A 3,159-nucleotide genomic window follows, 5' to 3' on the forward strand; every position below is an offset into this window, starting at 1 on the left:
CCCTTATCGTGCCAGCCCTGCGCTTTCTGCTCCTTTGCCGCTGGGGTTGTCGCAATCGCGGAGCCGGGGGCAAGGTGGATGCCGACCTGCCCGCCACCCGTCAAGGCCCGCAGCGCCACCGCCTGGAACTTATCGCCCGCCGGGTTGCCTTTCTCGTCGAGGCCCACAATGCGAGGAACCCACGGGGCGGCAAACTGAGAGTACAACGCTACTTCCCACTCCCGAACGTGCCGAGCCGCCTCTTCAATCGCAGCAAGAAACGGAGCGTGTTGTGTCTGGTCGGACTGCTGAAGAAGACTGATCGAGACCCCCGACGCATCACCGGAAACCGTGCCAAGAGACGGGTCATGAATACCCGCCCGATGCTGCATGTCCCCCCAGATCCAATCCTTCAAGCGGTAAATATCGCCCGGCACAGCGGGAGCATTTTGCCACTGAGGAGGAACACCGCCAGAGCCGAGAAGGTTCGCCACAATCACCCGCAGAGATTTTGTGTGCTCAATCGAGTAAGCGCCCGGCGTCACGTCCCCCCCTTCGGGGAGCAGGATCGTAGGAACCGCGTTTTCCATGTAGTTGATCACATCGGTCAAGCACCGATTGTAAGCAACCTGAAGCGGGGCCAGCTCCGCCATGAGGCCACGGCCACGGCACGAACCCAGGATCTGCTTCCAAGCCAACGGGATGAAAGGATAAGCGTCTTTTTTCTCATACGGCCAGTACCCACAGTAAGCAACATGCCCCGCGACAATCACGCAGCGCAGACCCTCAGGAAACATCGAGCCAGGCTTAGGAAGCGCCCAGCAGTCCAGCACAGAGTACGCGTTCGCCTCGTTTGCAGCAGTAGATCGAGCCGCTACCAGTTGCTCTGTGTGATCCAGAAACGCGGGAGAGAGCGCCCCGCCCGCCTTCGCATCGGGATTGATACCCTTTCTGAGCATGGTCTCTTTACCAATAAGAGAGCGCACCCAAGCAACGGATTTTACCGTCGCGTGAATCACGTAATCAGACTCATTCACGCTCGGGGCCAGGGGATCAAGGAAGATTTCAAGGCCAGAGACAGCCTCTTCCGACATAGCACCAAGCGGGGCCGACTTGCGAGAGGCGATCTGCCCGCCTTGCATTTCTGCCACAGGAACCAGCGCCGTAGCGTTCCAGCGCGGCAAGATCCAGCCCTCGCCCGTCACCAGCGCCCAACGCACATGATTAAACCGTTGGTTTCGTCTGTTCTGCCGCACGTCTTCGGCGGCAAACATGGCCTTAGCCTCTTCCGTCGCGGCCCGGTCCAGCGGAGAGCCAGAGAGCGCCACGGGGGCCACATCGGGAGCGCCGGACGTGACAATAGAGGCCACTTTCTCTACCAACATGCCCGACAGATTATCCACAACCAGGGTTTCAGGCTCGTTGCCAGCGACTTGCAGCTCTCTTACCTGCCGAGCCGAAGAATCCCACTGCGCCCACTGCTGGCCGGTTTCCATGAGCCAGCCCGTTACCATGTCGGCCTCTATGTCTTGACGGCTTGCCTTCGATTCGTTGAAGCGCTTGCGCCAGAAAGAAGCCAGGTCGGGAGAGGAAGACGCGGCGGCGATATTGTTTTCAACCTTGTCAATCTCGCTTTGGGGTAGAGACGCGCCGAACTCAGCGACAGTTTTCTTGCCACCGATCCCTAGTTTCTCTTTTGCCATTTCCCAAAGATTCAAGATATTAACTACTTCCTCTTGCTCCGCGCAGTCCGGCTAGGTGTGCCGCACACCGTACCGTTGCCCCACTCAGGAGGCAGATATTCAAACGTGGCCTTTGTAGGCCGCTTACTCTTTGGCGCACGACTTTTAGGCCGCAGACCGTACCGAAGTCCAGAATCAACCCAGTGGTCCGGACCGTCCGAATCAAAATCATCCAAGTTATCCGGCAGGGGCTCCATGAGCGGAATCGTGCGAACCAAATCGGGACACCGACCGCGAAACACCCGCACCCTGGGAAAACTCTGCCCCTCTGTAATCTCATCAAGCCGCCCCGCCTTCGCCCTGCTATCCGTTTCCCGCAGTCCGTCCCTCAGCCACTCCGCAGCGTTCCCGTTTGTCGCTTGCCTATCGTTTTCAGCTTTCTCCACTCTCAGACCCACCGACCAAAACGCCTCCACATCGTACTGACCACGCCGCTCCTTCGGGTTGATCGGAGGGAACCCGGACGGATCCGCATAAATCACCACCTCAGACGGCTTCAGCCCTTCATCTTCCAGCGCCTTCACCACCGCTACCGCTTGCTCACTGGGGACCGCATTATGCAGCGTCACCTCCCGAACAATAAAGCAGTTCCCGTCTTCGTCCCAACGATTGATATGACAGGCAAAGTTATTCTTACCAAAGTCCATTCCGCCCGTTGCGATCCACCAGGGCGGCACAGCAAACGGCGTACAAACGTGCCAGTCACGCCCGCTCTTGCTCTCCTGCCAATCGTCAAAGAACAACCCACCCACATCGAAAGAAGCATCGTACTGAACCGCCGCTTTCCGCTCCGACACCTCCGCCCTTAGCTGGGCCAACCGCGCCGCGCTAATATGTGGGTTTGTGTTGGTTGGCTTGCGCCAGCTCCTCCACCCCGCCCGCTGCTCGCCCCCGCCTGGCTCTCCACGCTTCCAGTAATTCCAGAATGTGTTTTTGCCTCTGCTCGAAGACAATAGCCACAAATCCGAATCGGGATCATCGGCCAGTGTCGGCAGTATCGAATCTTCCAGCGCCTCTTTCAGCTTCTTGCAGAACGCCGCCTCATCCACAATAAAACGACGAAACTTAAAACTGCGCGGACCGTCCGGGTTTCGATCCAGCGGAAACACCTTAAAGAACCCCCCGGTGATCGTCTCCAGCTCCCACAGCGAATCGTTCTTGTACTTGGTGATGGGCTCAAGCTTGTCTTTCAGCTCTCGCCAAACCCCCGCCGCTTTCGCGTACTCAGGAACACCAAGCCCCACCGGATACCCCGCACACAGCGGCTCCGCGATCAACCGCACCGAAAGCCGCGTCTTTCCCCACCGATGACCCATACAAAGCACGTTGAACGCCGCAGCACCCTCTAAAACCTCTTTCTGTCCTTCGTGCGGCTCTTCCAAGCTCGGACGCCAACCGGTTTTGCGCGCCCCGCCCTTCCTCTGCTCCTCCCGCCGAA

At 58.7% G+C, this 3,159-nt stretch carries 2 protein-coding genes; both read right to left on the reverse strand.

Going from position 1 to position 3,159, the window contains the following annotated elements:
- Positions 1 to 1,682 (reverse strand): hypothetical protein (locus ACH2EH_RS20710; protein ID WP_395144691.1); only part of this gene is annotated, 1,682 nt, incomplete at its 3' end.
- A 23-nt stretch (positions 1,683 to 1,705) separates the two neighbouring features.
- Positions 1,706 to 3,159, reverse strand: a 1,454-nt coding sequence (locus ACH2EH_RS20715; RefSeq protein ID WP_395144692.1) for a hypothetical protein, incomplete at its 5' end; no start/stop codon positions are given.

It is taken from the genome of Armatimonas sp. (genome assembly GCF_043760365.1).
Classification (GTDB): domain Bacteria; phylum Armatimonadota; class Armatimonadia; order Armatimonadales; family Armatimonadaceae; genus Armatimonas.